The following is a 23,615-nucleotide window of genomic DNA, read 5'->3' as shown; positions in this document are numbered from 1 at the left end:
ATGAAACAACTAAAAACAGGCAGCTTTTACGGACAAACCAATCAAACAACCCACCTGCCAGGCATCACCATAACTGATACAGAATACACACTTGATAAGGTAGATTGGCATTATCACGAAAATGCTTATTTCACTTTTATACTCGCCGGCAATGTACTTGAAGGCAATAAAAAGGAAGTTTATAATTGCTCGGCAGGTAGCTTGCTATTCCACAATTGGCAGGATCCCCATTACAACATCAAACCGAAAGGTTTTACCCGAGGTTTTCACATCGAACTGCAAAAGCATTGGTTTGATAGCCTTGAACTAAAGCAGGATAAATTGCAAGGCAGCTTTTCCATTGCCAACCCCGATGTTAAATTTCTTTTATACCGAATTTTTAAGGAATCGAAAATTACCGACGAACTTACCGGGCTTGCCGTAGAGTCGTTGCTGTTGCAAACGCTTCATAAAATGCAATTTGACAATGGCCGCCTGTTACGGGCGGTTCCAGCCTGGGTTGACAGGTTAAAGCAATTATTGCATGATGAGCCTGCCAAAGGCTACACTTTGCACAACATTTCTCAAATATTACAGATCCACCCCGTGCACTTATCGCGTGATTTTTCGAAGCATTTTAATTGTAACCTGGGCGAATATATCCGGAAGCTGCGGGTTGAGAAATCATTTTCGTTGCTTACTGATGATAATCTGTCCTTAACGGATATTGCTTTCAGTTGTGGTTTTGCAGATCAAAGCCATTTTGTGCGGTGCTTTAAGCAATTTGGCGGAAGTAACCCTTCGGCCTATCGCAGGTTTTTATTGCGTGGATGTTAATCTCGTTCTATTTTCAAACTTTTAATAAATGGAGTTTTGTAGTATCTAAATAAAACAAAATGAAACGTTACAGCCTTATCGCTTTTTTTATATTGATAACAGCCGGTGCCCTATACGCTCAAACCAGTAATATCATTGAACCCGAACCAATAACATCAGCTATTCAAAAAGCCAATATTGGTAAAGTGATCTTCGAAGCGGATACCATTCCACTCGAAAAACTTAAGCCAACAGATTTTTTAACAAGTTACTATGCCAAACCTGAAAATAACCTGTATATGCGGTTAGTATTGGGTAATTCGCTAACCAATTATCAGCATGCCCTACAGCCATCATCTACTGTTGACGATTTAAACAAAGGTAATTTTCAATTTACCTTTTATGTAGATGGCCGACAGATATACCAGGAAAATTTGAACAAAGGCGCTAACCTGCCTGTAGTGAAAAATACAAGTACCAGCATATTTGTCCCGCTCATCAATAACCGGGGAGAAGACTCATGGGGCTGTTTTTTGTGGGGCAGATTTATGGCTCGCGGTGGGGAAGACGCACTTACAGCAGGCACACATCAACTTAAAATAGAGGTAAGGCCTTATGTGGCCATACCTGATTTAAAAGTAGGTAATGATATCATCGCACAAGGTGAGCTTCAGTTTTCTATGCCTGCTATCGAATCGAAAGATGTGCCACTTCAACCTATAAAACCGGGCAGCGGTTGGCCGGTATCAACAGAAAGTTTTGATAAAAAGAAACTTATGGCAATGAATGGCCTCATTGCTAATAACATCTTTAAAAAAATTACCAGCGTGGTGGTGATTAAAAATGGGAAATTACTTATTGAGGAATATTTTAATGGAAGCGCCCGCGATTCGCTGCATAACCCACGATCAGTAGGCAAAACATTTGCCTCAACAGTTATGGGAATGGCTATTCGCGATGGCTATATCAAAAGTGTTGATCAAACTTTAAAAGAGTTTTATGATCTGAAAAAGTTTAGCAATTATTCAACTCAAAAAGATAATGTCACTTTAAAAAGCCTGCTCACCATGAGTTCGGTATTTGATGCTGACGATAGTAAAAGCGATTCACCGGGGAACGAGGAAAACATGTACCCAACCGATGATTGGGTTAAATTTACGCTCGATCTAAAAACCGACAGTGCAAAAAACGCATATAAACAATGGAACTATTTTACGGCCGGTGCTGTATTATTGGGTGATATTCTCAACAAAACAGTAGCTGGTGGCCTGGACAAATACTCAAACCTGAAACTATTTAAGCCGCTGGGCATAACTCATTACCAATGGCAATACACACCGCAAAACGTACCCAGTACAGCCGGAGGTTTACAAATGCGCTCATTAGATTACGCGAAATTTGGACAACTATATAAAAACGGTGGGCTTTGGAATGGTAAACAAGTTTTGCCGCAGAGTTGGGTAAAAGAATCGTTCACCAAACATTTAACCTTGCCAAAAGATATGGGAGGCGAGGGTTATTATGGCTACCTGTTCTGGAATAAAACTTACACCGTAAATAATAAAGCTTATGAAACGTATTATTGCTCGGGCAATGGAGGTAACAAGATCTTTGTGTTTACCAATCAGCCGCTGGTCGTGATAGTAACTGCCGAGGCTTATAATACACCTTATGCTCATCCGCAGGTTGATAAAATGATGCAGGAGTATATTTTACCGGCGGTGTTGGGCAAATAGGGAGATTTTATATTCTTTACCGCTTTTCACTATGGATTATAATAACCGATGTTTAAGCATCTTTCGTAAACTGTCAACCTCAATATTCCGATTAAGTATTTTTCCATCGGCAGATATGAGATAATTTGTGGGCACAGATTTAACAACAAAGTTTTTGATGTTTTTTGAATCAAATTGATCAACAATCTCGCCGATGTTCGTCCATGGCATTTTCTCTTGTTCAGATACATTTTTCCACCGGTCATATTTTTCGTCGATAGTAACAGAAACTATGTCAAACCCCTTGTTTTTAAACTCGCTGTAAACTTTTTTTAACTCCGGTATTTCTTCGCGGCAGGGAACACACCACGAAGCCCAGAAATTTACCAGTATTAATTTGTTGTTTTTGAAATTGTTATCAAATTCATGTCCATTAAGATCTTTTCCATATAACTTAGAAGCATGTCCTCCTCGGGATATCTTTTCTACTGATTTGAGTAAATTAAGAGCATCTTCATAGTAAGAAGATTGTTTAACGGATTGACTTTGCTGATCGAGTGTTTTCTTATAAAAAGTATAATCGTCAAACAGGTCACTTGACCGGCTAATTTCGTAGGGGACAATGATGGTATTATTATTGCCCTTTATAAATTGGTTTAGTGCCATTTTTCGTGAGTTTGCAAGTTTTTGATCAAATCCATTTAAGGTATCTATGTAAGCACTATAACGTTTAGGATCGCCCATAAAGCTATCCGCAATTTTTTCGTATTCCTTTTTCTGCTGTTTTAACGAGTCTGCTTTAAATGCTAAGAGTTGTTCAAAGTCGTTCAGTTTACGTTCGGTAAAAGATGTTGAAGTAAGTGAGTATTTTGTGTGTTCTAAATAACGCGTAAGGTCATTAATTTGGATGTGTATAGAGTCGCTGTCGTCAGCATAAAAATTGATATCAGAGATCCATTGTACAGAATCGCCATCAAACATATGGGGTTTTGTACTGTAGAAGCCTACATGGTAAAATCCTTTTTTGGGGATTTGCGGACTGAATATAAATTTGTTGTTTTTTACATAAGTGGAATCGTAGCAGGTTTCACTATTGCCGCTTTTGATCTTAACAAAAACGCCATCGCCATCTTTTATAAAACCTGTGATCTGAATTTTGGGGTTGCTATTGCACGATGCAAAAGAAAAGCCGACGAGAATATAAAATATTCCGATAAATACCTTCATAAGGTTAGGTCTTTTATAAAATTACTGTCGGATCAAACCGAAGCTTAATCGCACGTAGTACACAACCTCGAAACAAACTCGGCCAAATGCAGCGCTTTTTCAGCGCAGCGTGGTTTAGTGTTGCCGATAATAAGCGTGTGCTCAACAATCTCAATCACAAAATCATCCAGACGGATATCCATTACCACGTTGCGGAAATTACGATCGGCACCTGAGGTTGCTTTTTGGCGGTCGCTTACCAGCATATAAAAAGTATCGCTAAAGGCTTTGTCTTCAGCAAAATCAAGTTCAACCGGGTGGATGAGTTCTTTGATCTTGTCCACCAAGGTTTCACGCCTGATGAGTACGCGGCCAAAATCGTGCTTTAAGTAGGCCAGTGCCCAAATGTGCTGTTCAACGGGTAGGGCTTTACCATGATCGGTAAGTTTTGGTTGCGCTTCGGTGAAAAGGATATAGCTATCGTTATTCTTATTTTTCACCGCATGCGAACTTAATAGATGCACATCAGTATAGTTTTTAAGTACGCTGAATTGCCCCAGATTAAAATCAATATGCCCGGTTTGCTCTATCTTGAACTCTTTTTTTAGCGATGCAAGTATGTCGGCTACCTCTGGTATAGATGATGCGATTTGCGCGGTATCAAATAATGATGACACTTTGTTAAAGTTTAGTGTTAAAGATTAACACAATAATAACTTTTTAGCAACAAAAATCAAAAGGTTATCAATAATGATACGGTTTCATGGTAGCGCATGAACAAACGCAATTAGCATCGGCAATACCAAGTTTCTTTAAAAAGAACTGGTAAAAGCCAATCCTGTCGTTCATGTTGTACATGTTTTCGCCTTTATTGCATTCTACCTCGCCGTTTACAATATTGATGGTCATGCCGAAGCCGGGGGTACGGCCTTCTGCTTTATCCTCGGCGTTGGGTTGCCATTTGCCTGTCATTACATCGTGGGCTGATGGTTTGTGGGTTTGAGGTGTCATCCAAAAATAAATGGCGGTTTTAAAAGCCATTACTGGGTCGTTCTCTACCATTTCGGGGTTTTGTAACAAGATCTTATCATCACCCAAAATGCAATCTGATGCGTAACCATAATTGCCGTTATAGCTTAACTGCATAGGGCCGCGGCCATAGTATTTTTTGCCCGCAACAGGAGGGTATTCATCGTTTTCGGCAACGTAGGGGAGGCTGGTATTGCTTTCGTGTATCAGCATTAGCCCGTCGGTGTAGGTGGCGTTAACACCATGACGGGTTTCGTGTGCTATGTGAGCGAAAAAGGCGGCAAGCTCTTTTTTATTTACATCGGCGGCAAATTGGGTGCAGAAATTCCCATAGTCGATGGTGTAGGTGCTATCAGGTTTGGCTTTGGCCCATTCTTCGTTCCAGTCAACATCCTGGCGTACAACGGCGCTTTTGCCTGTTTTTTTATCGGTGCGTATCAATTGGTAAACAGATGTGGCGCGGCGGGTTACCTTTACGCTGATTGTGCTTAGCTCATCGGCAGCCTTAATAAAAGCAGCGTAGGTATAAAACTTATCGCGCTGCGGAAAAAGATCATTAAATTGTTTCTCGCTAAGCAGGCTGGCCATGCTTACCTTAGGAGGAGTTGGTTTATCTGTGGCTGTCTGGCTACTATCGCTACTTGCTTTACTTTTACTGCTGCCGCCGCAACTAAATCCGGTTGAAAACAGTATAATTAATGAGAGGGATAATAATTTAGATGATAATATGATCGATTTCATAGATGGCTGAATAAGTATGTTTCACGATATTATAAATGCAAGTTTAAGCTAACATTTTAAAAATTACACTTCGTTAGCAAAAATTATGCGCAATTGCCGTAAAATGCGGTGTTTAAAATGATAGTGTTGAAATAACAGCGATCTGCGGAAAAAGATTTGATCACTTTGGTTTTAATAGCTTGATAATGAGGTTACGTGTTTTATGTAACCACATTGTTGTAATTTTTTGTTAAATTGACCATGAAGATATATACTAAAACGGGCGATAAAGGGTTAACTTCATTGATAGGAGGTACCCGTGTGCCCAAGCATCATATCCGGATTGAAAGTTACGGTACGGTGGATGAGTTGAACTCATACATCGGCCTTGTCCGCGATCAGGATATAGATGCGCATGATAAGGAGGTATTGAAGCAGATACAGGACAGGTTGTTTACTATTGGAGCCTCGTTGGCGGCCGATCCCGAAAAATCAAAAATGGTTATCCCCGATCTGGAATTGGAGGATGTGGAATTGCTGGAAGCCGAAATGGACGCCATGAACGAAAACCTGCCCGAGTTACTGCATTTTATTTTGCCGGGCGGTAGTAATGCCATCTCATTTTGCCACGTTGCGAGATGTGTTTGCCGCCGGGCCGAAAGGGTTACCGTATTGCTTGCCGAAGAGAGTACAGTTGATGAAAAAGTGAATATTTATCTGAACAGGTTGAGCGATTACCTATTCACATTGGCCCGAAAAATTGCAAATGATGATAAAATAGCTGAGAATCAGTGGGTACCACGTGTTAAAAAAAATGAAAAAAAATATTGATTTTCAAATTGAAAATGTTATACTTTTGCGAAAACGTAAAATTTACCGATAATTATAAATATTAAATAAAAACGATGTATTGGACACTTGAACTGGCATCGCACCTTGAGGATGCACCATGGCCCGCAACAAAAGACGAATTAATTGATTATGCTATCCGTTCAGGCGCTCCTGTTGAGGTTATCGAAAACCTTCAGGCCCTTGAAGACGATGGCGAGCCGTACGAAAACATTGAAGAGATCTGGCCGGATTACCCGACTAAAGACGACTTCTTTTTTAACGAAGACGAGTATTAAAAACAATAATGAAACCCTTAGCAATAAGGGTTTTTTTGTTGATTAGCACTTTTTGGAATGGTTTTGGTATATGTGATTTCACATTTACTTAAAAAACATTTCAACTATGAGAGGCTTATTGTACATCATCGCAGTTATTTTGGTTATAGGATGGCTGTTTGGCGCGTTTATCCACCCGTTTGGCGGTGGTTTGATCCACATTTTATTGGTTATAGCTATTATAGCTGTACTATTAGGCGTGATCAGGAGGGCATAAAACCACCTTGTATTGCAAATAAAAAAGCCACGAGTGTTACACTTGTGGCTTTTTGCTTAAAAGGAGTTCGGCAACGGCTATATCCTCGGGGAAGGTGATCTTGATATTGCTGTGATCGCCTTCGGTTAGTTTGATTTCGGCCCCGTATTGCTCAACTACGCTGGCATCATCTGTGAATTTTGTATCGAAGGGCTGCTCGTAGGCTTTTCTTAACAGGGATGCTTTAAATGTTTGGGGGGTTTGCACCAGGTAAATCTCATCCCGTATCAGGCTAACAGATTTTCCATCCTTTACCTGCCTTATCGAATCGCGGCTTTTAACGGCTACTACGGCGGTTTCGTGCTCGTGAGCGCACTTGTAGGCTTCATCAATAACTGATGAGCTTGTGAGTGGGCGTACGGCGTCCTGTACAGCTACTAAAGCTTCGTTATCTGTAATTAAATCCAATCCGTTCTTTACCGAGTGAAAACGCGTTTCTCCGCCGGTTACCAGCTGGTGGGGGATGGTGAACTCATGTTCATTAACCAGTTGTTGCCAGTATTGGTGATAATCTGAGGGTAAAACAAGTATGACTTTGGGTTTTGCGTCTGTATTGTTAAATGCCTCAATAGTGTGCATTAAAACAGGTTTGCCATTCAATAGCAAAAACTGTTTAGGCACTGCTGATTTCATGCGGCTGCCTGAGCCTCCGGCTACTATAATAACGTAGGTGGGTAGTAATTGGTAGTTCGGGGACATTTAAATCTAATAAAATTGAAATTACTTGTCTGCACGGGGTAGGACTTGCATACGGCTTTTGTGGTTATGGACGGCCGTTTTGCAATTATACAATCATTGGCCGCTCATTTGCCGCGGAGGCTGTTACTTTTGTCTTGACACAAAAGTAACCAAAAAGTCAAGACAGAAAAAAGCTTCATCCCGCAAAACCTGCCCCGAAGCCCATCGGGGGCCATACGCCAGGCCCGCTTTTCTGTCAGGCCACCGCTCGTTTGTTGGAGAGAAAGTTTATTGCCTTGTTGGGTGCACTTTCGAATCCGGGATTTACCGCAAAAAAAATGAGATACAAGAAAAATCCCGTATCTCAAATTTTATATATGCTATTAAAAAACTTTTAGATGATCAGCATCGCGTCGCCGTAGCTGTAGAAACGGTATTTTTCTTTAACTGCTACTTCGTATGCGTTCATTACGTTCTCGTAACCACCAAAGGCAGCGATCATCATCAACAGGGTTGACTCTGGTGTGTGGAAGTTGGTGATCATTGAGTTAGCAATGCTGAAATCGTAAGGCGGGAAAATGAATTTGCTGGTCCAGTCGTTAGCAGCTTTCAGGGTTTTGTTTGCAGATACTGCCGATTCGATGGTACGCATTGAAGTGGTACCTACTGCGCAGATGCGTGATTTACGCTCGATGCCACGGTTTACAATATCAGCTTGTTTTTGCTCAATGATAAACTGCTCCGAATCCATTTTGTGTTTGGTTAAATCCTCAACCTCAACCTGGCGGAAAGTTCCTAAACCAACGTGCAGGGTAACTTCGGCAAAATCAACACCTTTTAGTTCAAGGCGTTTCATTAGCTCGCGGCTAAAGTGTAAACCAGCGGTAGGGGCTGCAACAGCACCTTCGTGTTTAGCGAAAATGGTTTGGTAACGCTCTTTATCTTCGGCGGTAGCTTTACGTTTAATGTATTTTGGAAGTGGTGTTTCGCCCAAAATTTCAACGTTACGGCGAAACTCTTCGTCGGTACCGTCAAACAGGAAGCGGATAGTACGGCCACGTGAAGTGGTGTTATCAACAACCTCGGCAATTAAAAGGTCGTCGTCACCAAAATATAATTTATTACCTACGCGGATTTTACGGGCCGGATCAACCAGCACATCCCAAAGGCGTAATTCTTTATTTAGTTCGCGAAGCAAAAATACTTCGATAGTGGCACCTGTTTTTTCTTTGTTGCCATATAAACGGGCCGGGAAAACTTTGGTGTTGTTCAGGATCATTACATCCTTATCTTCAAAATAATCCAGCACATCTTTAAATATTTTATGCTCAATTTTACCCGAATCTTTGTGTAAAACCATTAAACGTGATTCATCGCGGGTGGCAGATGGAGTATGGGCGACAAGGGATTCAGGTAAGTTAAATTTAAATTGAGATAATTTCATGTTTGTGTTTATGAATTTTCAAGGGCGCAAATGTACGAATTTTTTTGTTAATTTAACAGATTTTTTTAAGAAGCATTTTAATTACACTACTGTTATATTAATTGATAAATGCTGTAACTTAATAAGCCTGTCATCGTCTAAAAAAAATAATGCCCTAAATGGTGTTTGTTGTTTATAAAATCGGGTTATTTAGGTTGTCTCCACGTAAAACGTGCAATAAAATTGATTAACACAAAATATCAAAATTAGTTAGATGCTTTTTTTAAAACTTTTAAAAGAGAGCTTTTTATTTGCCGGCGACGCGCTGAGGCAAAATAAAACGCGCACGTTTTTATCATTGCTTGGGGTAACCATCGGTATCTTCACCATCATCGCCGTACAATCGGCAGTTGATACGCTCCGCAATAACCTGCAACATAGCGTTGATAAGCTGGGTAACAACAGTATTTACGTGCAAAAATGGCCTTGGGTAGGCGGTAGCGACTTCCCCTGGTGGAAATACCTGCAACGCCCCGAATCTGATCTGCGGGATTTTAATGAGCTATCGCGCCGGATGACCACCGCCGAGGCTTTATCTTATGAGATCAATATTGATAATCGTACCATTAAATATAAAAGTAATACGGTTGAAGGAGCACAGGTTGATGCCGGATCGCAGGATCATGATAAAACCTGGAATTTTGATTTTGAAAGCGGACGCTATTTTACCGAGATCGAATCAAAAACGGGCGCACCTATTACCAATATAGGTTATGATATAGCGCAAAACCTTTTCCCGGATGGGGATGCCATCGGTAAACAAATTAAAGTTATGGGTCGCTACGTAACTGTAGTGGGTGTGTTTTCAAAGCAAGGTAAGGACATGTTGGGCATCTCTACAGATAAAGAAGTATTGCTCCCGCTTAACTTTGCCCGCAATTTAATTGATATTCAAAGTTCAAGATATGGCCCTTCAATAATTGTACGTGGCAAAAAAGGCATCCCAACAGATGATGTAGAAAGTGAAATTAAAGGCTTGATGCGTTCTATCCGCAGATTGAGGCCGGGTGCGGAAGATAACTTTTCGCTCAATCGTACCACCATGATCACACAACAGCTTGACGATTTGTTTGGCATCGTAAACAAAGGTGGTTTCATCATCGGTTTATTTTCGGTATTGGTTGGTGGTTTCGGTATCGCCAATATCATGTTTGTATCGGTAAAGGAGCGTACCAATATTATAGGGATCCAAAAATCGCTTGGGGCTAAAAACTATTTCATATTATTGCAGTTTTTAATTGAATCAGTGCTACTTTGTTTATGCGGCGGGCTTATTGGGTTATTCTTCGTATATCTGGGTACTTTTGCAGTTAAGGCTGCCGCTGATATACAAGTAATACTCGATGCCGCCAATGTGATAAGGGGCTTGAGCTATTCAATTATAATAGGAGTGATAGCGGGAATTATTCCGGCCTATTCGGCATCAATGCTTGATCCGGTAGAAGCTATCCGCACAAACTAATTGCCATATGAAAATTGTTAAAACATTATGTTTATTAGCGGCCTGCGCCGCCGTAGCGTGTAACCAATCCGCCAAACAAGAAACAGCTAAAACCGATAGCGTTGCTACCGATTCGGCTAAAACGGCTGCCGCGCCACAGGTAACTGATACCGCGAGCGTTGTTAAAGCTTACATCGCTTTAAAAGATGAGTTTTTAAAATCGAACGTAGCTGGTGTTAAAACCGCTGCTACCGCTTTAGAGGCCCAATTAGCCGGTATTAAAGGTTGTACCGAAACGGCCACAGTAGCGCACCATATTGCCGCTGCCGATGATATTAAAGTTCAGCGTGCATCGTTCCTCGTATTAAGTAAAGATGTGATTGACCTTATTAAAGGTGGTAAATTTAAATCGGCACCTATTTATGTTGATTTTTGCCCAATGGCTGATGATGGTAAAGGTGGATACTGGTTATCAGCAGCAAAACCTATCGAAAACCCTTATTTCCCGGAGCATATGAAAGAGTGCGGATCAGTAAAGCAGCAGATCAACTAAGACCGTTGATCGTTACTGATTACGCAGATTTCGTTGATGATATTAAAGCGGTGAGTGATCCTCATCGCTTTTTTTATTGGTGCGTAGCCCCGTTGGTCTGAGCTTATCAGGTGAGTGCTGAGATCTAAAAAAGAGTTTGTAATCCTGAGGTACGAAGGATCTTCTTCAACAAGCATAGCGGCTATACAGGGCGAAGAAGATGCTTCGTACCTCAGCATGACAAATAGGTGAATTTTACAGCTCCTTTAGATGCTTTGGTTTTTACTTATTCGCAATGACGTTGTTGGGGCTATCAACCTACGCCGGTTGCTGCCTCAAATGCTTTGCCAGCTTAGTATAGAGCACTTCAGGCACAAAAGGCTTGGTCAAATAATCAACCATACCGGCGGCTAAAGCTTTCTCATAAGTCTCGGGCATCGCATCAGCTGTAAGGGCTATTATAGGGATATCAGGGTGCGATTGTTTGATGATGGCGGTTGCCTCAAAGCCGTCCATTACCGGCATTTGGAGGTCCATAATAATGAGGTCGTAGTTATTTGTGTTGAGCTTATCAACGGCTATCTGGCCGTTCAGGGCCTCATCAACCTGCGCGTTCCAGCGTTTTAAAAACTTGGCTGCTATCATCAGGTTCATTTTGTTATCATCAACCACCAAAATATTTACGCCTTGCAGGTTATGGTCGGATATGTTCATTGGCACCACTGTCGGCGGCGGAGCGCCGGGAGCAGGGGCTACTATAAAGTTGATAGTAAAATTAAAGGTAGTGCCTTTGCTCAACTCGCTCGATACAGAAATAGTGCCTTTATGAAGCTCAACAAGGCGTTTGGTGATAGCCAAACCAAGGCCGGTACCGCCATATTCGCTGTTAGTTACTTGTGGATCTTGTGTAAAAGGGTCAAAAACAATATTGAAACTCTCGGGCGCTATCCCTATACCCGTATCCGTAACCGCGAATTTGATGGCTACGGTATCGCCGGTAGCTACATCCTTATCAAGCCTGATTACCACCCGGCCCGCGTGAGTAAATTTAATGGCGTTGCTTACCAGGTTATTTAACACCTGGCTTAACCGCATGGCATCGCCAATTAAATCGGCTGGGATGCTCTCGTCGATGATGGTTTCGAGGGCCAGTTGTTTTTCGGCAGCGCGGCTTACAAATGATTGTTTTATTTTTTGGATGAGCTGAAAAACGTTGAACCTCGATTGGTTTAGCTCCAGTTTACCGGCCTCTATTTTATTATAATCTAAAATATCGTTGATGATAGCCAGCAGGTTTTCGCCCGAAAATTTAAGCGTGTTGAGATATTCCATCTGCTCGGCCCGCGGATTTTCGCTTAGCAGCAGGTTGGTGGTACCTATAACCGCGTTCATAGGCGTGCGGATCTCGTGGCTCATGATCGAAAGGAAATCCGACTTGAATTTGGATGATTTTTCGGCAACCTCCTTGGCCCAGATCAGATCTTGCCGGGCTTTTTCCTGGTCGGTTATGTCCTCGCCCAGCGAGGTGGTTTCTTTGATCTTGCCATTCTCATCATAAAAAACAGTGTTTTGCCAGCTTATAACCCGTTGCTCGCCGTTGCGGCAAATAACTGGGTTAATATAGTGTGGCAAAATATCATTGTTTACAAACCAGCTTTTGATATAATCCTTTTGATCGTCGGGGATAAAATTATCCATCCAGTTCATGCCGATAAGTTCATACCTGCTATAACCTAATAAATTTGCCAGGTATTTATTGCAAAAGGTCACAATTCCTTCTGCGTTAACTGTAATGGCCACCATATTAATGGTTTCAAGCACCTGTTTGTACTGGCTTTCTACACTCCTGAAATCAAGCTCGGCCTGTTTACGTTCGGTAATATCCTGAAGGGTGCCTATAATTTTGCGTATGCTGCCATCTTCATTATATAGGCGCTTACCAGCAATAATACTGATATGTTTAATATGACCATTGGGTGTAAAAACGCGGTATTCGTACGATGAATCGATGTCGCTCACCTGACTCCTGAGCATTTGACGCACAATTGGCCTGTCGTTATGGTGCACATATTTAAGCAACAGTTTTACAAAGCAGCGGCGACATGATGAAGTTCCCTGATCAAGCTCAAAAACGTTGTTCAACTCTTCCGACCATGAAAGATGCTGTGACGCTACATCGTACTTCCAGTTACCTATTTTAGCAATGGCCTGGGCTTCCATCAGCTCCAGCTGACTTAGCTTAACGGCTTTATCTGCCAGGCGGGCTTCGGTTATATCCTGAATAATACCAAAAGTGCGGGTAGAAATATCAACAGCCTGTTTCTTTTCGCCCAGCTGGATCCTGATGTATTTTAAATTGCCTGCTGGAGTAACAAATTTATGCTCGATCTTATTTTGAGAGGCATTACGAATAGTAGTAAGGTATTCAAAAACGTCGGCCTTATCATCCGGGTGCACGAGGCTTATATAATGCTCAAACAGGCTCGATCCTTCGGGAAGCTTATCAATTTCCAGGAGATTGTTAAGGTTGGGCGACCAGAATGTTTCTTTTGTTTCATGATCATACCACCAGTTACCTATTTTGGCAATGTTTTGGGCTTCTAATAGCAGGCCCTCGTTTTCCCGTAGTTTACGCTCGTACTTCTTTTGTTCGGTAATATCCACTACCGATGCTGATATGCGGCCGGTATAACCTGTGGTTTGATCAAGGATCGGTGTAAAATTAGCTGTGAACGAGCGCCCACTGTTGTAATCCGAATCAAATTCGATCGAGATCGGTTTACGGTTTAACATCACATAGTTTAACGCGTTATCATACTTTTCGGCCTTTTCCGGGCCAACCACCTGGTCAAGCTTTTTACCTATCGCTATCCGCGGATCAACCGCGCGCTCGGTCATCTCATTATACCAAACATTAATACAGGTTTTGCTTTCATCAAACTCAAAAATAATATCGTTAAGCGAGTTAATGAGCGAGTTGAGGTGTTCGCGGCTTTCACGCAGTTCGGCATCGTTGGCCAGCAAGCTTTGGTTAAGCTCCATTACATTGTTAACAGCGTTTTTAAGCTGGTATTGGTAAGCCATTACCACTAAAAATGATACGTAAGCTATCAGCGTAAAAACCAAAATAAGTACCACTAATATTGTAGGGGAGATGGCCAGCTTAGGCGCCGTGAAATACGCGGTTACAATGGCCGCAAGGTTTGCCTCGCTAATGATCACAAACTCCCAGCGCTTTTTGCAAAATAGCGTTAAGGCTATAAAAATGGTGATGGCGCTAAACAGGTAAACATGTTCAAAACCATTTTTGCCCAATAAAATGCAATTGTTTATTAATAAAAACGATGCTATAGTGAGATAAACGCTTACCCGGTAATAAGTTTTATTACCCGCAAAAGAAAATACAAGGGCCGCCATGCAAAAAAAGCAATTGATCAACCTGAGCCAAAAAGGATCGTACGAATTGCTGGAGCAAAGGTAATGTAGTGAGGGACTTGCAATTAATAAGCCTGTAAGCAACAGCCGATAAACAGTTGCATCGTTTTGTATTAAAAACAATGCTTTGCCTTTTAACGACATGATGTTGAGTAATTTTTTAATCAATTATTAATAAGAATAAAACGCTAATACAGGGCTTAAATTAATAAATTTGCCGTTAAATTTTTACAAACAGTAAATTATATTAGCGGTTATTAATACGCAGATTTATTTACATTTGTTGCAGATACAAAAATCTCTATGGCTCAAACAGCACAACTAATACTTGATGATAAAACATTCGAACTGCCGGTAATTGAAGGCACTGAAGGTGAAAAAGCAATCGATATTTCTAAGCTTCGCGATCAAACAGGTTATGTTACCCTTGATATTGGGTACAAAAATACAGGCGCTACAAAAAGCGCCATTACTTTTTTAGATGGTGAGCAGGGTATATTAAAATACCGCGGCTACCCGATTGAGCAATTGGCCGAAAAATCATCATTTATTGAAGTAGCTTATTTATTGATCTATGGCGAATTGCCAACTGCCGATCAGTTAAAAGCATTCCAATACGAGTTAAGCCGCCATACGCTGGTGCACGAAGATATGAAGAAATTTTTTGATGGCTTCCCGTCAAAATCGCATCCGATGGGCCAGCTGTCTTCATTGGTATCGGCTTTATCAGCATTTTACCCCGAATCATTAAAACCATCGCAAACTAATGAAGAGCTTAACCAAAGCATCATTAAAATGGTTGCTAAAATGGCTACAGTAGTTTCGTGGATCTATAAAAAATCATTGGGCCACCCGGTTATTTATCCTCAAAATAAATACGATTACGTTACCAACTTCCTGAACATGACCTTTGGCCAGCGTACAGAAGATGTAACTATTGATCCGGTAGTGATCGATGCCATGAACAAGCTGTTAATTTTACATGCCGATCATGAGCAAAACTGTTCGGCTTCTACAGTACGCATTGTAGGTTCGTCCGATTCTAATATCTACGCTTCAGTTTCTGCCGGGATCTCGGCGCTTTGGGGGCCGCTGCATGGTGGCGCTAACCAGGCTGTGATTGAGATGCTGGAAAAAATTAAGGAAGACGGCGGCGATACCGACAAATGGATAGCCAAAGCAAAAGATAAAAATGATCCTTTCCGTTTGATGGGCTTCGGTCACCGGGTGTACAAAAACTTCGACCCACGTGCCAAGATCATCAAAAAAGCTTGCGATGATATCCTTGAGAAATTAGGTATTAACGACGAAGTATTGGAAATAGCCAAACGCCTTGAAGAAGTTGCCCTGAAAGACCCATACTTTGTTGAGCGTAAATTATACCCTAACGTTGATTTTTACTCAGGTATCATCTATCGCGCGTTAGGCTTCCCTACAGATATGTTCACCGTGTTATTCGCCCTTGGTAGGTTACCTGGATGGATCGCCCAGTGGAAAGAGATGAAAGAGAACAAAGAACCTATCGGTCGCCCGCGTCAAATTTATGTAGGTGCAACTGATAAGGATTATGTGGATATAGCGAACAGATAAGTTAGCTTATAAAAGAAATTCATATACTATATAAAGAAAGCGATGGGGATGACCTCATCGCTTTTTTATTTTGAACCGCTGATTGGTTTGATTACGCTGATTGCGTTGATTTCTTTTTGGGGTTTACGGTGATTTTTTACTGATTGAATGTTGTAGGGTGATACTGAAGTTATCTCTCATAAAAAAAGCGATGGGGATTTCCCCATCGCTTTTTTGGCATTATAAGATTACGCTGATCCTTTCATTCTCCACTTGCCATGATCAACGAAATCAGCGTAATCAAATTAATCAACGGTTATAGCTTAGTAATAGTAAACGTTTTGGCGTTGGCGTTAAGCACAATGCGATAGGTACCGTCGGCTGTTATTTTGATGTTATCGCCGCCATTGGTAAGCGCTCCTGGTGTGCCACCAAGGTTTACACCCCAATCGTGGTTAAACCTAAATTTCATTTCTTTACCACCAATTAAGGTTGATGTAACGCTCCATGTTTTGGCATCGGCATCGTAAGCCATATCGGTATCGCCGCCCCATCCATTTGGAGTAGCATCACCAATAATGCTCCAGAATTGCTGTGTAGCGGTAAATGTACCTTTTGATTTATCGTTTTGATCAATTACAACGTGGATAGCATAGTAACCCGGAGATGGCACAGATAGGTTATCGCCTTTGGCTGTCGAAATGTTTCCGCCACCAGCATTACCCCACGAAACGTCCCAGTTTCTTTTAGGATTGAGTTTAAACTCAAGTTTACCTGCCGGGAAACCGATGTTAGCGTCATAAACACCATCGTTATTAGGCGAGATCAGGCTGTCGGCAGTTTTAGGTTCCCAGCCCTGGTAAGCGCCTGGAGCGTAAATATAGCCTGTACCCTGGTATGGTAACACAGTTAGCGCAACAACATTTGAATAGGTTGCCGCAAGGTTTGCCGCAGCCGACGATTTGATACGCACCTCAACCTGCGATGGATCGTTATATGATAACTTCAACGCGATAAGCATATCATTCAATACGCCTACTTTAAGCGTTTGGGTAAGTTTATCGGTACTAACTTCTCTCGCGTTTTTAAAATTGTTTCCTTTTACGTCTAACTGTACAGTGTAAGTAATAGGAGCTTTGTAGCCGGTTACCGAAGTTGCGGCCCAGCTAAAGGTTACTGCATCATTATTGGCATTGGGTTTTGATAACTCCGGAGCTGTTGTAGTTGATGTTAAAGCACCTACCTTGCCAACGTTTGTTACAACCTTTGTTTCATCCTTTTTACATGATGCCAGCATCAGCAGTGCTATGCCGCCTATTGCTAAAATCGTGGTAAATATTTTTTTCATATCCTTTTTAGGTTTTATGGTTTTACGGGAGATGCTTTGCGGGCACCTCCCGGTATGTTATTAATATCCTGTATTTTGTTTCAAATTAGGGTTAGCAGTAACATCGGCCGATGGGATAGGGTAAAGGGTTCTGAAGCTTTCAACACCCTTGCCATCTTTTGATCCTCCTTTAAATGGCCACAGGTAAGTAGCCTCAACAAACTTTTTATAACGGATCAGATCTGTACGGCGGAAGCCTTCCCAGTATAGCTCACGGCCTCTTTCATCTAACAATAAATCGGTAGTTAAAGCGGTTAATTTGCCATTAGTTGCACTTTGGTAAGCGCGGGCCCTCAATGCATTAACATAACCTAAGGCAGCTGTAGCATCGCCGCCACCGCCACGGGTAGTAGCTTCTGCATAAATTAAATACTGCTCGGCCAGGCGGAAGATAGGCATATCTACATCCGCGTAATCCTTGCTCTGCGCTGCGCCGCCATTAATTTTTATATTTTTATACTTGGTGATAGCATAACCATCAGTAAAGGTACTGATGGTATTAATATCGATGTTTTGACCATCTGTATAAAACTGTGCACGTTTATCGGCACTTGAAGCACCATCTGGAAATAAGTTTACCAAAGCTTTAGTAGTACGTAAACCGGCCCAGCCGCCGGCAATGCCAAACGCCGCCGCATCCATGCTGCCGCCAACAGGGGCATGGGTCATGAAAGTCATACCACCGTAGCTTTGAGTGTGCAAGCCATCGTAGTTAATGGTTAAGATGAACTCGTTTTTATTGAGGTTATTATCGGCACGCATCAGTTTAGTGTAATCGCTAACCAAGGTGTAACCGCCTGTTTCGATCACTTTCTTCGAATATGTTACCGCGTTGGCATATTGGGCTGTGCCTGTATAAACTTCGGCGTTAAGGTAAATCCTTGCCAGCAATGCCCATGCGGCAGCTTTATCGGCACGACCATACTCGTTTGATTTTGGCGCAGCTAAAGTACCGTCGATAGCTTTAAGTTCGCTTTCAATATAAGTGAACAGATCTTTACGGCTTATTTGCTTTGGCAGCGGACCACCCAGTGGATCGGCCTCAGTAACAAACGGGGGGTTACCAAACAGATCCATCAAGATAGAGTACTGGTACGCCCTTAAAAAGCGGGCCTCGGCTACATACTGGCGGATCTTATCAGCACCTGCACCGCTGATGCCACGGCTGCTTAGGTTAGCATCAGATGATTGGCGGATGAAATCATTAGCCAAAGTGATCTGGTACATACAACGGTAATATAAACCCGTAAGGAATGTATTGCTTGATGACCAAGTCATGCTGTGAAAATCGGGCAAACCTACGTCGCCCCAACCAACAACAGCTTCATCTGTTGGCAATTCCTGGGCACACCACATCAGCCTGAAAAAATCTGATGTACCTTCGTCAATACCTTGCACGTCGCCATTACCTGCGGGGCCTGAGTTGCCGGTTAACGCGTAAGCGGCGTAAACCTTAGCAAAGGCTTTTTTATAACCTGCGGTATCTTTGTAAACCTGGGCCGAAGTAACATCGTTAGTTGGCAGCAGATCGAGCTTTTTGGTACACGACGAAAGACCGCCGGCAATTAAAGCTGCTACAGTTATATATTTTATTGAATTTCTTTTCATGTTAATTTCTCTTTACTGTTAATAAAGTGTTATAGCGATAAATTAAGACCTAACACATAAGTGCGCGGGCGAGGGTAGAAGTTATTATCAATACCGCTGCTAACCTCTGGGTCAACACCTTTGTATTTGGTGATAATAAATACATTCTGAACGTTAGCGCTTAAACGAAGGTTGCCGGTATTATGGAACAGCTTACCGAAGTTGTAACCTACGTTCACGTTATCCATGCGGATAAACGACGCGTTTTGAACAAAGTAATCAGATAACCTGCCTTTATCCGAAGTGCCAGTGAAGCCTGTTTCCAATAAATTGGTTGAGGCGTTGTTCAGGATACCTATGCCGTTAAAGATGCTTAATTGTGTTGCCGAGCTTGAGAAAACGTTATTGTAAGCATAGTTGCCAACGCTTGCCCTGGCTACAAACCCTGCCGACCATTTATGGTAGTTAACATTGGAGCTTAAGCCAAAGTAACCTTTAGGATCTGAGCTTTTATAACGGTAAAGATCATTTGAGTTTACGATGCCATCACCGTTGCGGTCAACAAACACGCCATCAAGCGGTTTGCCATCGCTGCCGTAAACCTGTTGGTAAACATAAAACGAGTTACGGGCATAACCAACAGAGTTGATTTGAGCAGTGTTACCAGTACCACCTGAGATACCGCCAGTAAATACACCCGGATAGCTTGGATCAGGTGCCAGGGTAAGTTTGGTGATTTTATTGGTTGTGTAAGTAGCATTTAGGTTAACGTTCCAGGTAACATCGCTGTTTCTGATCACATCTGCACTCAGGTTCAATTCTAAACCATTACTTGTTAAATCGCCAATGTTGGCCACAATGTAGTTAGAGAAGTTTGTACCTGCTGGCTGAGGGATCTGGTTAAGCAGTTTTGATGTTTTACGGTGATAATAATCTAAAGTACCGGTAATGCGGTTATCAAAGAAACCGAAATCAACAGCTATGTTGCTTGATGCTGTTTGCTCCCAGGTACGTAATGAATAGTAACCACCCGGACGATATAAGTTATAAAAAGTATCGCCAATTTGGTATTGGGCAGTGTTGTTGCTCAGGTTATAAAACGAGATAACATCATAATTTCCAATGCCATCTTGCTGACCGGTAACACCGTAACCTACACGTAATTTAAGATCAGAAAGAGCAGTGATGCCTTTAAACATCGATTCTTCTTTCATCTTCCAGGCAAAAGCAACTGATGGGAAAGTACCAAACCTTTGATCCGGGTTGAATTTTGACGAACCATCACGACGTACAGTACCCGTAAGGATGTATTTATCCATGAATACGTAGTTTAAACGGCCGTACACTGAGATCAACCTGTTTTCAGGCTTATCGAAAGGATAAACCGGTTGGGTGCCTGGTTGTTCAGTACCATCATGAGCAAAGTTGCCGAAGTTGTAGTTTGTGATCGAGAAGTCCTGGTATGAATAACCTGCAACCGCGTCAATATGGCTGGCTATACTTTTCAGATCTTTAGCGTAGCTCAGGTAACCTTCAAATATGGTATTTGATTGCTTTTGTTTGTACTGATTGTTTAAGCCGCGGTGAGTAACACCTTTAGCATCTAAGAATCCTTTGTAGTTTGAAGCAGCGCTATCAGGTATGATAACGTTCCCGGAACTTTTTGAAATGTCATAACCTAAGTTAACGTTAGCGTGTAACTCGGGCAAAAAGTGGAATTTATAATCTAACTGTAAGTTACCTATGCTGCGGTAAACCTTGCTGCGGTTATCCTGTTGCTCCAATAAACCAAGTGGGTTTAGCGTTGCCAGATCTTTAAGGCCGCCGCCCGGTTGTGCCGGGTTGTTTAACCACTCGTAATAACCACCAAAACGGTTATTACCTGAATATACTGGTTTAGTTGGATCGAAACTAACTGCCGAACCAATAGCGCCTTCGTTGGCAAAGCGTTGTTTTGATTGTGCGCCTTTAACATTCAGCGTTGCTTTCAGGTGATCCTGGAAAAAGGTTGGGCTTAAGTTAATAGCTCCTGTAATACGTTGTAACGAGCTGGTTTTTAAAATACCATCCTGATCAAGGTATCCTGCAGATACACGGTAGGGCAGGTGTTTAGTAGCACCCGATACACTGATATTATTATCGGTAGTGATACCTGTTTGATAAATTTGTTTTTGCCAGTCGGTACTTGCGGTGCCTAATTGTGCAATTTGCGCAGCAGTACCGTTAGCTTTAACATACTCACGGATCTGGTCGCCTGTAAATACAGGTACTTCTTTAGTTAGCTTGCTTGCCGATACCTGCGAACTGAAATCAATAACAGGTTTTCCGCTTTTGCCTTTTTTAGTAGTGATCAAAATTACACCGTTTGATGCCCTGTTACCGTAAATAGCGGCAGCAGAAGCATCTTTTAATACCGAAAATGATTCGATATCATTAGGGTTGACCAAACTTAACGGATTGGCGGCGCCCGAGATAGAGCTGTTGCTGATAGGTACACCATCAATAACAATAAGCGGATCATTGCTGGCGCTTAACGAAACACCTCCACGGATACGGATAGTACTACCCGCACCAGGCGCACCGCTGTTTGATATTACAGATACACCAGCTACTTTACCGGCAATTAACTGCTCGGGAGTAGTGATCACACCTTTTTGGAAATCTTTGGCGGTAACGTTGGTAATAGCACCCGACAGGTCTTTTTTGCGCTGTGTACCGTAACCGATAACTACTACCTCATTAAGGCTTTTGCTTTCGGGTACAAGGCTAAAGTTTAAGGCGGTTGCGCCATTAACAGTTACAGCTTGTTTTAAAGTAACATAGCCGATAAACTTGATGCTAAGGGTATAGCTACCGGCTTTAACATTATTAATAGCGTAGTTACCATTAACATCGGTAGTTGAGCCAATAGTGGTACCATCGATGGTAACCGTTGCACCGGGTAGGGGCTGGTTGGTTTCATCAGATACCTTTCCTTTAATGCTTCCGGTTTGAGCAAATGCCATGACTGACATCATTAGGAAAGCGCAAAGAAGAACATACTTTTTTGAGTAATTTTTTCTCATTTACTTATTGATTTTTATGAATAAAAAAAGGCTTAATTTGTCGGCTATAATTGGTTTATAATAGTGGCCGAAACAGCATGCGACTAATTTACATTTACAAATAATAATTGCAAATTTTATATAAAAGATAATTTTAAAGCGTTTGGTTTATGCTTTTTTAACTAAAAAGAAATATTAAAAAGTGTTAAAAAAGAGGGTAAAAAATATTGTTTTTATGCGAAATTTGGATTTAAACCTACATTTATTAAAAACATAAGTGTCAACAATACACAATAGGTGATTTTACTTTTACGTAATCAATTTCCGGGAACGTTCCCGGAAACGTTCCCGGTTTTTACTATTTTACGATGATGAAAAAAATAATTTTCTGCGCGTTTTGGCTTTTGGGTCAAAATTTTTTGCTTTTTGCACAGGTGAATTTCACAGTTTTTACCGGCAAAATTCCAGCCCTGAAAAGTGCCTCCGAACACCTGTTTTTAGCAGGCGATTTTAACGGTTGGAACCCCGCCGATAAGGCCTGGGAACTGCTCAAAACCAATGATGAAAAGTATGCCTTAAAAAAAGATCTTCCGGCAGGTATCTATCACTTTAAAATAACCCGTGGCAGCTGGAACACAGTTGAATGTGATGCCGCCGGGAAACAAATTGATAACCGCCTTTTAAAGCTTAGCGCCGATACCTCGGTTACGCTCGATATAGCCGGCTGGCAGGATAATTTTGCCGCTTCAGAGAAAAAACATACCGCCACAGCACAGGTACACATCATCAGCGAGAAATTTGATATGCCGCAGCTTGGCCGTCAGCGCCGGGTTTGGGTCTATCTGCCCAAAGATTACGAATCGGGCAAAAAGAAATACCCGGTTATTTATATGCACGATGGGCAAAACCTGTTTGATGAATACACCGCGGGCTATGGCGAGTGGGGTGTAGATGAACTGATGGATCGGGTTTCGGTTAAAAATCAATGTATTATAGTAGGCATTGACCACGGTGGCGATAACCGCATTACCGAATACGATCCTTATGATTCCAAATACGGCACGGGAAGGGGTGATGATTATGTGCGGTTTCTGATCGAAACGCTTAAACCATATATAGATACCCATTACCGTACTATTAAAGATGCCAGGCATACCACAATTGCAGGCAGTTCGATGGGAGGCTTGATATCGATGTACGCGGCTGTCAAATATCCTAATGTATTTGGGAATGCGGGCGTGTTTTCGCCCGCGTTTTGGATAGCGCCGGATATTTATAAGCTGGTGCAGGATACCTCGTTTGGCAAAAGCAGCCGGTTTTACTTGGTTTGTGGCGACGCGGAGAGTGATACCATGGTTGCAGATATGCAGAAAATGGCTGATATAGTTAAAGCAAAGGGCGTTAAGTTGCAAAATGCTCCGGTTGTGATTATCAAAGGTGCATCGCACAATGAAAAACAATGGAACGGGGATTGGACGGGGTTTTATAAATGGTTGTCAGAACCGGGATTTTAAGATATCACCGACTAATAGATTGAAAGTTTTAGGCCTCTCCGCGCACGTCATCGAGATA

Annotated in this window: 18 protein-coding genes; 9 read left to right on the top strand and 9 right to left on the bottom strand. The window is 41.9% G+C overall.

All coding sequences use genetic code 11. The annotated features are described in order from the left end of the window. Together AAFN85_RS20405 and AAFN85_RS20400 are read left to right on the top strand one after the other, a co-directional pair. Complete coding sequence (locus AAFN85_RS20405; RefSeq protein ID WP_347529455.1) at positions 1 to 816, top strand: AraC family transcriptional regulator; 816 nt, start codon at positions 1 to 3, stop codon at positions 814 to 816. Positions 817 to 875: 59 nt separating this feature from the next. After that, positions 876 to 2,531 carry a serine hydrolase gene (locus tag AAFN85_RS20400; protein ID WP_347529454.1) on the top strand — a complete coding sequence of 552 codons (1,656 nt, stop codon included), beginning with the start codon at positions 876 to 878 and terminating at the stop codon, positions 2,529 to 2,531. A gap of 36 nt (positions 2,532 to 2,567) precedes the next feature. On the opposite strand, the gene AAFN85_RS20395 is transcribed toward AAFN85_RS20400, so the two are convergent. The 3 genes from AAFN85_RS20395 to AAFN85_RS20385 all read right to left on the bottom strand — a co-directional run bounded on the left by AAFN85_RS20395 (position 2,568) and on the right by AAFN85_RS20385 (position 5,486). Beyond that, positions 2,568 to 3,737, bottom strand: a complete 1,170-nt coding sequence (locus AAFN85_RS20395; protein WP_347529453.1) for a TlpA disulfide reductase family protein — start codon at positions 3,735 to 3,737, stop codon at positions 2,568 to 2,570. Between the two features lie 44 nt (positions 3,738 to 3,781). After that, a complete protein-coding gene (locus tag AAFN85_RS20390; RefSeq protein ID WP_347529452.1) occupies positions 3,782 to 4,393 on the bottom strand; it encodes a hypothetical protein in 612 nt (203 codons plus the stop codon). 67 nt (positions 4,394 to 4,460) lie between these two features. Beyond that, positions 4,461 to 5,486: a chitinase gene (locus AAFN85_RS20385; protein ID WP_347529451.1), complete on the bottom strand. Its 1,026-nt coding sequence runs from the start codon at positions 5,484 to 5,486 to the stop codon at positions 4,461 to 4,463. Between the two features lie 240 nt (positions 5,487 to 5,726). Between AAFN85_RS20385 and AAFN85_RS20380 the strand changes: the two genes are divergently transcribed. The 3 genes from AAFN85_RS20380 to AAFN85_RS20370 all read left to right on the top strand — a co-directional run bounded on the left by AAFN85_RS20380 (position 5,727) and on the right by AAFN85_RS20370 (position 6,848). Further along, the gene (locus AAFN85_RS20380; RefSeq protein ID WP_347529450.1) at positions 5,727 to 6,296 is read left to right on the top strand and encodes a cob(I)yrinic acid a,c-diamide adenosyltransferase; all 570 of its coding nucleotides are present in this window, start codon (positions 5,727 to 5,729) and stop codon (positions 6,294 to 6,296) included. Between the two features lie 74 nt (positions 6,297 to 6,370). Beyond that, complete coding sequence (locus AAFN85_RS20375; protein ID WP_002996718.1) at positions 6,371 to 6,592, top strand: DUF2795 domain-containing protein; 222 nt, start codon at positions 6,371 to 6,373, stop codon at positions 6,590 to 6,592. A gap of 106 nt (positions 6,593 to 6,698) precedes the next feature. Beyond that, a complete protein-coding gene (locus tag AAFN85_RS20370; RefSeq protein ID WP_110585189.1) occupies positions 6,699 to 6,848 on the top strand; it encodes a lmo0937 family membrane protein in 150 nt (49 codons plus the stop codon). Positions 6,849 to 6,884: 36 nt separating this feature from the next. On the opposite strand, the gene AAFN85_RS20365 is transcribed toward AAFN85_RS20370, so the two are convergent. Together AAFN85_RS20365 and queA are read right to left on the bottom strand one after the other, a co-directional pair. After that, positions 6,885 to 7,586 carry a 2-C-methyl-D-erythritol 4-phosphate cytidylyltransferase gene (locus tag AAFN85_RS20365; RefSeq protein WP_347529449.1) on the bottom strand — a complete coding sequence of 234 codons (702 nt, stop codon included), beginning with the start codon at positions 7,584 to 7,586 and terminating at the stop codon, positions 6,885 to 6,887. A 373-nt stretch (positions 7,587 to 7,959) separates the two neighbouring features. After that, positions 7,960 to 9,009, bottom strand: coding sequence for a tRNA preQ1(34) S-adenosylmethionine ribosyltransferase-isomerase QueA (queA, locus tag AAFN85_RS20360; RefSeq protein ID WP_347529448.1), 1,050 nt, complete (start codon positions 9,007 to 9,009; stop codon positions 7,960 to 7,962). A gap of 253 nt (positions 9,010 to 9,262) precedes the next feature. Here queA and AAFN85_RS20355 point away from each other — a divergent pair, with 253 nt between their 5' ends. Both AAFN85_RS20355 and AAFN85_RS20350 read left to right on the top strand, forming a co-directional pair. Beyond that, a complete protein-coding gene (locus tag AAFN85_RS20355) occupies positions 9,263 to 10,510 on the top strand; it encodes an ABC transporter permease (RefSeq protein WP_347529447.1) in 1,248 nt (415 codons plus the stop codon). A gap of 7 nt (positions 10,511 to 10,517) precedes the next feature. Next, entirely contained in the window at positions 10,518 to 11,042 is a 525-nt protein-coding gene (locus tag AAFN85_RS20350) for a DUF3347 domain-containing protein (protein WP_347529446.1), read from the top strand. A gap of 297 nt (positions 11,043 to 11,339) precedes the next feature. Here AAFN85_RS20350 and AAFN85_RS20345 read toward each other — a convergent pair whose 3' ends face one another. Next, positions 11,340 to 14,624: a PAS domain S-box protein gene (locus AAFN85_RS20345; protein ID WP_347529445.1), complete on the bottom strand. Its 3,285-nt coding sequence runs from the start codon at positions 14,622 to 14,624 to the stop codon at positions 11,340 to 11,342. Between the two features lie 135 nt (positions 14,625 to 14,759). Between AAFN85_RS20345 and AAFN85_RS20340 the strand changes: the two genes are divergently transcribed. Next, positions 14,760 to 16,046 carry a citrate synthase gene (locus AAFN85_RS20340; protein ID WP_347529444.1) on the top strand — a complete coding sequence of 429 codons (1,287 nt, stop codon included), beginning with the start codon at positions 14,760 to 14,762 and terminating at the stop codon, positions 16,044 to 16,046. 295 nt (positions 16,047 to 16,341) lie between these two features. On the opposite strand, the gene AAFN85_RS20335 is transcribed toward AAFN85_RS20340, so the two are convergent. Genes AAFN85_RS20335 through AAFN85_RS20325 form a run of 3 tightly spaced genes read right to left on the bottom strand, consistent with a single transcriptional unit; the run spans position 16,342 to position 22,004 of the window. After that, entirely contained in the window at positions 16,342 to 17,373 is a 1,032-nt protein-coding gene (locus tag AAFN85_RS20335) for a SusE domain-containing protein (protein ID WP_347529443.1), read from the bottom strand. A gap of 60 nt (positions 17,374 to 17,433) precedes the next feature. Next, positions 17,434 to 19,020 carry a RagB/SusD family nutrient uptake outer membrane protein gene (locus AAFN85_RS20330; protein ID WP_347529442.1) on the bottom strand — a complete coding sequence of 529 codons (1,587 nt, stop codon included), beginning with the start codon at positions 19,018 to 19,020 and terminating at the stop codon, positions 17,434 to 17,436. A gap of 29 nt (positions 19,021 to 19,049) precedes the next feature. Next, complete coding sequence (locus tag AAFN85_RS20325; protein ID WP_347529441.1) at positions 19,050 to 22,004, bottom strand: TonB-dependent receptor; 2,955 nt, start codon at positions 22,002 to 22,004, stop codon at positions 19,050 to 19,052. A 407-nt stretch (positions 22,005 to 22,411) separates the two neighbouring features. Between AAFN85_RS20325 and AAFN85_RS20320 the strand changes: the two genes are divergently transcribed. Next, positions 22,412 to 23,557: an alpha/beta hydrolase-fold protein gene (locus AAFN85_RS20320; protein ID WP_347529440.1), complete on the top strand. Its 1,146-nt coding sequence runs from the start codon at positions 22,412 to 22,414 to the stop codon at positions 23,555 to 23,557. Positions 23,558 to 23,615: the final 58 nt, after the last annotated feature.

It is taken from the genome of Mucilaginibacter sp. CAU 1740 (genome assembly GCF_039839285.1).
Classification (GTDB): Bacteria; Bacteroidota; Bacteroidia; order Sphingobacteriales; family Sphingobacteriaceae; genus Mucilaginibacter.
The sequence above is the reverse complement of the archived record's forward strand: the minus strand, read 5'-3'. Positions and strand labels throughout refer to the sequence as shown.

Bases quoted from the DNA above. Each gene is read 5' to 3' on its own strand.
- AAFN85_RS20405 (WP_347529455.1), top strand. From the start codon at position 1: ATGAAACAACTAAAAACAGGCAGCTTTTACGGACAAACCAATCAAACA.
- AAFN85_RS20400 (WP_347529454.1), top strand. From the start codon at position 876: ATGAAACGTTACAGCCTTATCGCTTTTTTTATATTGATAACAGCCGGT.
- AAFN85_RS20395 (WP_347529453.1), bottom strand. From the start codon at position 3,737: ATGAAGGTATTTATCGGAATATTTTATATTCTCGTCGGCTTTTCTTTT.
- AAFN85_RS20385 (WP_347529451.1), bottom strand. From the start codon at position 5,486: ATGAAATCGATCATATTATCATCTAAATTATTATCCCTCTCATTAATT.
- AAFN85_RS20380 (WP_347529450.1), top strand. From the start codon at position 5,727: ATGAAGATATATACTAAAACGGGCGATAAAGGGTTAACTTCATTGATA.
- AAFN85_RS20375 (WP_002996718.1), top strand. From the start codon at position 6,371: ATGTATTGGACACTTGAACTGGCATCGCACCTTGAGGATGCACCATGG.
- AAFN85_RS20370 (WP_110585189.1), top strand. From the start codon at position 6,699: ATGAGAGGCTTATTGTACATCATCGCAGTTATTTTGGTTATAGGATGG.
- AAFN85_RS20365 (WP_347529449.1), bottom strand. From the start codon at position 7,586: ATGTCCCCGAACTACCAATTACTACCCACCTACGTTATTATAGTAGCC.
- queA (WP_347529448.1), bottom strand. From the start codon at position 9,009: ATGAAATTATCTCAATTTAAATTTAACTTACCTGAATCCCTTGTCGCC.
- AAFN85_RS20355 (WP_347529447.1), top strand. From the start codon at position 9,263: ATGCTTTTTTTAAAACTTTTAAAAGAGAGCTTTTTATTTGCCGGCGAC.
- AAFN85_RS20350 (WP_347529446.1), top strand. From the start codon at position 10,518: ATGAAAATTGTTAAAACATTATGTTTATTAGCGGCCTGCGCCGCCGTA.
- AAFN85_RS20340 (WP_347529444.1), top strand. From the start codon at position 14,760: ATGGCTCAAACAGCACAACTAATACTTGATGATAAAACATTCGAACTG.
- AAFN85_RS20335 (WP_347529443.1), bottom strand. From the start codon at position 17,373: ATGAAAAAAATATTTACCACGATTTTAGCAATAGGCGGCATAGCACTG.
- AAFN85_RS20330 (WP_347529442.1), bottom strand. From the start codon at position 19,020: ATGAAAAGAAATTCAATAAAATATATAACTGTAGCAGCTTTAATTGCC.
- AAFN85_RS20325 (WP_347529441.1), bottom strand. From the start codon at position 22,004: ATGGCATTTGCTCAAACCGGAAGCATTAAAGGAAAGGTATCTGATGAA.
- AAFN85_RS20320 (WP_347529440.1), top strand. From the start codon at position 22,412: ATGATGAAAAAAATAATTTTCTGCGCGTTTTGGCTTTTGGGTCAAAAT.